At 65.2% G+C, this 6,383-nt stretch carries 8 protein-coding genes; 3 read left to right on the top strand and 5 right to left on the bottom strand.

The features are described from left to right. Nucleotides 1-33: 33 nt before the first annotated feature. A complete protein-coding gene (locus AC5Y21_RS20605; protein WP_499915058.1) occupies nucleotides 34-306 on the top strand; it encodes a LapA family protein in 273 nt (90 codons plus the stop codon). On the opposite strand, the gene AC5Y21_RS20600 is transcribed toward AC5Y21_RS20605, so the two are convergent. The 3 genes from AC5Y21_RS20600 to AC5Y21_RS20590 form a co-directional block, all read right to left on the bottom strand. Continuing rightward, on the bottom strand, nucleotides 275-652 hold the full coding sequence (locus AC5Y21_RS20600; protein WP_499915046.1) for a hypothetical protein: 378 nt from the start codon (nucleotides 650-652) through the stop codon (nucleotides 275-277). The two genes, AC5Y21_RS20605 and AC5Y21_RS20600, sit on opposite strands and share 32 nt — an antisense overlap. A gap of 7 nt (nucleotides 653-659) precedes the next feature. After that, a complete protein-coding gene (locus AC5Y21_RS20595) occupies nucleotides 660-1,088 on the bottom strand; it encodes a type II toxin-antitoxin system Rv0910 family toxin (RefSeq protein WP_499915045.1) in 429 nt (142 codons plus the stop codon). A gap of 106 nt (nucleotides 1,089-1,194) precedes the next feature. After that, the gene (locus AC5Y21_RS20590; protein ID WP_499915044.1) at nucleotides 1,195-1,758 is read right to left on the bottom strand and encodes a hypothetical protein; all 564 of its coding nucleotides are present in this window, start codon (nucleotides 1,756-1,758) and stop codon (nucleotides 1,195-1,197) included. Nucleotides 1,759-2,011: 253 nt separating this feature from the next. On the opposite strand from AC5Y21_RS20590, the gene AC5Y21_RS20585 reads away from it, so the two are divergent. Continuing rightward, nucleotides 2,012-3,883, top strand: coding sequence for a DUF4407 domain-containing protein (locus tag AC5Y21_RS20585; protein WP_499915043.1), 1,872 nt, complete (start codon nucleotides 2,012-2,014; stop codon nucleotides 3,881-3,883). A 15-nt stretch (nucleotides 3,884-3,898) separates the two neighbouring features. On the opposite strand, the gene AC5Y21_RS20580 is transcribed toward AC5Y21_RS20585, so the two are convergent. After that, nucleotides 3,899-5,125 carry a cytochrome P450 gene (locus AC5Y21_RS20580; RefSeq protein WP_499915042.1) on the bottom strand — a complete coding sequence of 409 codons (1,227 nt, stop codon included), beginning with the start codon at nucleotides 5,123-5,125 and terminating at the stop codon, nucleotides 3,899-3,901. Between the two features lie 189 nt (nucleotides 5,126-5,314). Between AC5Y21_RS20580 and AC5Y21_RS20575 the strand changes: the two genes are divergently transcribed. Further along, nucleotides 5,315-5,872: a TetR/AcrR family transcriptional regulator gene (locus tag AC5Y21_RS20575; protein WP_499915041.1), complete on the top strand. Its 558-nt coding sequence runs from the start codon at nucleotides 5,315-5,317 to the stop codon at nucleotides 5,870-5,872. Nucleotides 5,873-5,949: 77 nt separating this feature from the next. Here the strand turns inward: AC5Y21_RS20575 and AC5Y21_RS20570 are convergent, their stop codons facing one another. Next, a complete protein-coding gene (locus AC5Y21_RS20570) occupies nucleotides 5,950-6,240 on the bottom strand; it encodes an ANTAR domain-containing protein (RefSeq protein ID WP_499915040.1) in 291 nt (96 codons plus the stop codon). Between the last annotated feature and the right edge of the window lie 143 nt (nucleotides 6,241-6,383).

Here is a 6,383-nt window from a genome sequence, read left to right as displayed (position 1 = left end):
TGTCCGAAAAGCATTTCGGGTAGGCATTTGTTCATGGCCGAACTCGCCCGAACCAGCGATCACGAATCACTCGGTGACGTAGAAAGGACCCCCAGAATCGTCGCGGTGGCGGCCGCTGTCGTGGTTTTCGTGGTGGGTCTGAGCAATTTCGCCCTTGGGCAGGTGGGGCTCGGTGTCGCCGTGGTCAGCATCGGGCTGCTGGTCTTCGGGGCCGGTCTGAGCTGGCTTGCCATGGAACGCAGGCGAATTCGCCAAGCCGAGCGGGAATGGCTGGTCAACCACCCAGCGCGGGACAAACCTGCTTGACCCAGTCGTCAAGGACTTTGTAGTTCTGCGGGTAGCCGGGGTCATCGAAGTGAGCTCCGCCGGCACCGACGAAATGTTCAATCGACTGCTTGACCGATGTCGGCGGGTGATAGCGCTCCAGGGTGTCCGCGGCCTTTTGTGTGCCATCTCTGCCCGGCGCCGCCAACAGATCCACGTTTGCTTCGCTGATGTCACCACATTGGCGCGAAGTCAGCGGTGCGGCGGGCGCCGTACCAGTAGTGGAAACTCTAGCTGCCCCCGGCGTCTTGCCGCCTGAGCAGCCCGCTATCAACGTGGCGCTGGCCGCGCCGACGAGGACAGCCGTGCGCAACAGCCGTTTTGACATGCCACCTCTACTGCAGCGCGGAGAGGTTATTGATCGACTTACGAACGTCGGAGCGCAATACCCTGGCGACCAGATTCCCGATCGGTCCGCTCAGCAGGCCGCCTTTCAAATCCGCGACGAGATGGAAGGTGGATCCGGGATCGTCGTCGGTGACGCCCATCGACAGCGCGATGCGAATTCCGCCGCGGCCGCGGCCCTGCAGCTCAATCGATTTCGGTTCGTCGTAGCGGGTGACTTCCCAGTGAATGATGTTGCGGAAACCCTTGACCTTGATCAGCGACGAAATACACGTGCCCTCCTCGATCTTCGACGGAACCTCGCCGCGCCAGCCGCCGAAAATCGTCATCCACTCTTCGAATCGGCGTAAGTCGGATGCCAGTTTCCAGGCCGACTCCGGCTCCAGATCCGATGACGTCGAAACGTCTACACGTGCCATATTTTTTCCGCTTCTCGTCTGAGGTGGGCAAAATGCGCGAAACGCGCTCTCCGGCGGATACCCGCACGCTAGGACCCGAAAACCCGGGCGAATCCGTCCTTGACCGCTAGGCGCCGTCCCAGGTGGTGTCCAATTGGTGCGCCACGTCGATGACTTGCGCGGCCTGCGACTGTGGGGAATCGATTTCGTCAGCGACGTAGTGGGCGATGAATCGGCGGATCTCCCCGTCGACGCCCGCGAGAATGCGCAACACCTCACCGCGAATGGATTTGGACGACACGTTGACGGTGATGTCGGAGGGTCGCGGTTTCGCCACGTCGACGATCAGGATCAGCGGCGTTGCCGCCCGCGCCGTAGCCTTCAACGCTATGTCTCCGGTGACGGTGAATCGCTGCTTGTCGAGCCGCAAGTCGAGGAGCAGATCGATCGACAACGGGATGTGGATGATGAATGTGATGCTGTCACCGAGGCGACGAGTAACCCGCGGGTCTTTGACCTTCACATTGGCGCTGACCTTGGCGATCCCCCCGGGTCCCTGAGCGATAGGCTCCATCGCGAACTCGGTGCCGGCGAAATCGTCCAACGCGGCGGCGACGCGCTCGGGGGTGACGGCGTATTCGAAAAACCTACGGCCGAACTCTTCGTAGGTAACGTAGTCGAAGTTTTGCATAGGTTTATACCGTCTCACGTTCGGTGCGGTAATGGCCGCTGATCCGCTCGCGTGGCGACCAGGGGGGCCGGAATTCAGCCCTGGACGAGGCCCGATAACCCTCCGCGGCGGGCCACGACGCCCGATCGTCCCGAGGTGTGTGATTCGTCGCCCGCTGGTCGGCGTGTGAAGAAGGCCACAAACGGGGCTCTTCGATTCGGTGTGTCGGGTGGCAAGCTGCCAGGCTTGGAAAAACTGGAGGTGTTGGAATCTCATGCGCGCGCATGAATCAACTGAGTCGCGCTCGGCCGCATCCAGGGTAGAGGGGCTGCTGACCTGGCTCGGCGGCGGGCACTGGCGCGAGCTAGGTGAGCGTCACGAGAGGACCGCCCACGCGGTGGCCGGTGTCGTGGTGGTGTGCGGCGCCGCGCTGGCCTGGCTCGTCGCGAGTCTGGCCGTCAGCCAGTCGGCGCGGTGGCCGATCTGGGCGCTAACCGGTCTGGGTCTCGTCTTCGGGATGCTGATCGGCGCGGTGAGCCGCGGCATCGCCGGCGGACCCGCGCGGACGATTTCGAGCGTCCTGGGGCGCGGGACCGTGGCGGTTGCCGTCGGCGTCGTCGTGGGTGAGCTGGCCTCACTCGTCATGTTCTCCAGCTCCATCGACCGCCGTCTCGACGAGCGAGCCGCGATGAGCGCCGAATCGACACCCGCGGTGGCGCACGCATCGGCCACTCTGGACCGCACCCGCGGCGAGCGCACTGCGCTCGACAACGCCGTGGCACACGCCCGCGGTCAACTGGACAACGCCCTGGTGGTGGCGCGCTGCGAATACCACCCCACCCCGGGCTGCCCGCAGACCCGGATCACCGGAATTCCCGGCACCGGACCCGAAACGCGAACGGCAAACGAACTTCTGGATGACGCGCGGCGCGAGCTGAACGATGCCACCGCGACTCGGGACCGCGAAGCGCCCGGGCTGGACGCGAAGGCCGCTCACGACGAGCAGGCCCTCGCCGAGGCGCGACACGGCGCGATCGCTAACAGGGGCGGCGGGCTGGGCGCGCGCTGGACCGCTTTGAACGACCTCACGCTCGCCGGCACGGGGGCGATACTGCTGCGGCTGCTGACAATCGCGTTTTTCGCGTTGCTGTATCTGCTGCCGCTGATCCTGCGGCTGTGGCGCGGCGAGACGACCCACGATCGCCAGTCAACCGCGCGGGCGGACCGTGAGCGCGCCGAACTCGAGGCCGACACCGCCATCGCACTCAAGCGCGCCGAGGTGCGCCGCGAGGCCGAAATCATGTGGGCCGAGCATCAACTCACTCAAGCCCGCCTCGCCATCGAAGCCCAGATCGAAATCGACCGCGAGCAGCAACGCCGTCGAGTCATCGCAGCCCTCGACGGCCCGGATCGGCCGGTCCGGGCTTTTTCTGGTGTAAAGGCGCAGCGTACTTTCGAACCAGTGGAGGAAGACATGTACCTGCCGATCGCCGCCGAGGCCGAGGCGGCCAGTCGCGCAGCCGCCCAATTACCCGCTGCCCCAGCGGATACCGTGCGCGAAATTACGGAGAACCTGCCGGCACCGGCCGAATCGGGCGGCGCCGTCGAGCCGCATCAAGAGCTCGACGAGCGTACGACGGGTGCCCCGCTGATCCCGTCAATCCCAAACGCCACCAAAGCGGCGGCTCGCTGGATCCGCCCGCTGGTGCCGCCGTTCGTGGCTCGGGTGATCGACAATACGACGCAGCCACTACGCAGCGCGCGCCAAGTGTTCGAAGAGGTCGAGGAGATCGCGTTTTCGCTCAAGCGCACTCGCAAAGTGACGGTGAACTCCGAGAGTTCCGATCCCGGCCACCTCCGGGCCGGTTCGCAGCCGGAGCCCACTTCGGCAGCTGCCGATCATGCGGCTCAGACCGGGCGCATCCAATCGTCCCGCGACCACGCCGATTCCTGGAATGCCGGGAACTACGGCCGGATTCCGGCCAATGACGGGTACACGTCGTTGGGCCGGGCAGCAGCGGACGATCGGCACGGCTTGTCGCTCGAGTCGACAGAACGCGACGGCCGGCGTGAGTTGATCGAGCGGGAAGGCCCACCGCAACTGCGGTCACCCGAAGGCCCGCGGCAACTTCCGCCCGCGGAGTAGCACCGCTGGCCGTCGCTACTTGACGGCCAGCTCAATACGCTCGAGGCGGCGGACCAGGATGCTGGGTAACCATCGTCCGACATCGACGGCCTCGATCACCGAGGTGCGGTCCAGCAGCAGCCGCAGCACGATCTGAGCCTCCAGACGCGCCAGCGCCGCGCCGACGCAGAAGTGCGCTCCCTTCCCAAAACTCAGGTGGCCCTTGGCTTCTGCGCGGTCGAGGCGAAACTCGTCGGGTGTTTCGAAGTGTGCTGGGTCCCGGTTAGCCGCGCCCCACAACAGCAGCAGATGCGAGTCGGCGGGCAGGTCGACGCCGGCCAGTGTGGTGTCGTTTCGTACGTGCCGGTAGTGGCCGCGGAACGGCGACTCGTAGCGCAGCGTTTCCTCGATGAATGGCCCTAGCAGCTCAGGCTTTTCGCGCACCTGCCGCTGGATGTCGGGACGGCAGGCCAGGATCCAGGCCGCACTGCCGAGTAGTGAGGCGGTAGATTCGCCGCCGGCCGCGAACAGCGTCACCATCATCACCTGTGCGGTGACCATGTCCAGCTGGCCCGACGCGCAGGCGGTGGCCAGTTCGCCGAGCAGGTTGTCCTGCGGATCGGCGTCGCCGGTCTGTCCCGCCTCGCCGAAGCGCTCGGCGATATAGCCACTGAGTTCCAGCACGGCCGCGCCGGCGGCGGCCAGCTGATCCTGGTCGACCAGACCTTCGAGCAACTGGGTGGCCGCGTATCCCCACTTCACCAGCTGGGCGACGTCGGTGTCGGGAACGCCGATCAGGGCCGCCACGACCATCATGGGCAGCCGGTTGGCCATCGCGCCCATCCATTCGATGCGTCCATTGCGTAGGCCCTCGTTCCACAGGTGGTCCGCGGCCTTCGTGGCGAACTCCTCCATGGCCCGGATACGCCGCGCCGCCAGATGGCGTACCAGTAGCTTGCGGTGCAGTGCGTGCGCGGGGTCGTCGGCCGTTGCCAGCACGTGGGTAGGCCCGCCGAGTGGGTCCATCTCAAATGGCTTGACGCTGCCCTCATCGGTGAACGTCATGGTCGCGGTGAGGTTGGACGAGAAGTCCCCCGGACGGTTGATGGCGTCGATGACCCCATCCCAACTGCAGACGGCATAGAACTGCGAGTCGCCGATTCGGCATACCGGGCCCGCGGCGCGCATGCGCTCGTAGAGCGGGTACGGATCCTGCAAAGATTCGGCAGCGAAGAACGCGATGGCCTCGTCGGCGACGGTCATTTGCCCAGGCTGATCGGAGGATCGCCGCACGTCAACGGCATCGCATGAAGCTGAAAACCGCCGCCCTGGCAGACCACCTGCGTGTTGTCTCACTGGGGGCCCGGACCTGCGGCTCCGGTGAGAAAGGTTGCTATATTCATCTCACTATGAGAAATTCAACCTCTTGGTTCTCGACGTGAAGGGCTGACAGTGCCTCGTGACGATTGGCTGGTAGGCGGCGATCGGCGTGCGATTGCTGCAGAACGCATCTACGCCGCCGCCACCGAGCTCATCGCGCAGCAGGGGCTGGACGCATTCGACATCGACACTCTGGCCGCCCGCGTCCACTGTTCCCGGGCGACCGTCTATCGATACGCCGGCGGCAAAGCCGAGATCCGCGACGCGGTCCTGACCCGTTCCGCGGCCCGCATCATCGACAGCGTCCGTTCGGCGGTCGAGAACCTGAGCGGACCGGAGCGAATCGTCACCGCCATAACCTTGGCACTCAAGCGAATTCGCTCGGACCCACTGAGTCAACTGATGATCGGCTCGGTCCGGCGCATCGATGCGATGAGCGGGCTGACGGCATCTCCGTTGCTCGCCGGCATCGCCAGAGATCTTTCCGGGCTCGCCGACAGTGATCCGCAGGCGGCGCACTGGATCGTGCGCGTGGTGCTGTCACTGGTGTACTGGCCGGCCGGCGATGACGAAGCCGAACGCCAACTGGTGCAACGGTTCGTCACACCGGCATTTGCCGAAAGCCGTTAAGCCGCTTATTCGCTCTAGCGCGGGCTAGGACAGTGGCGCCCGCGGTACTTCCCCACTACCGCGGCCGTCCGCTGCGTTCAACAGGTCGAGACAGCGGCCCGTGCGAACAGCGGGCCCCATTCATGGCGGGCCGCAGACTGTGCCTCGCTGAAGCTGGGTGTCTTCTCGCCCTCACCCGCCAGGTGGACCAGCGCCCACGCCATGGCGAACACCGGCACCTTGTGCCGTATTGCGGCGCTGTGCAACTCGTCGAATGCGGTCTCTGACGGACAGCGCCGCAGGCCGATGAGAATGCCCCGCGCGGTGTCGAGAATGCGACCCGAGTTGTGGCCGCACGACAGCTGGGACGGAACCCAGTTAGCCATCATGAAATGGATACCTCCTGTTGAGCGCTATCGATGTCGCCGACTTCGCGACCACGATCCCCGACAGCGCCCTGTGCAATGATTTGGGTAGCGATCCCTTTGCGCCAGACCAACACCGGAATCGATACCGGCTTGTGACGGTGTTG

It is taken from the genome of Mycobacterium sp. NGS41 (genome assembly GCF_059812725.1).
Note: the sequence above shows the minus strand (reverse complement) of the source record. Positions and strands in the feature narration are given on the sequence as shown.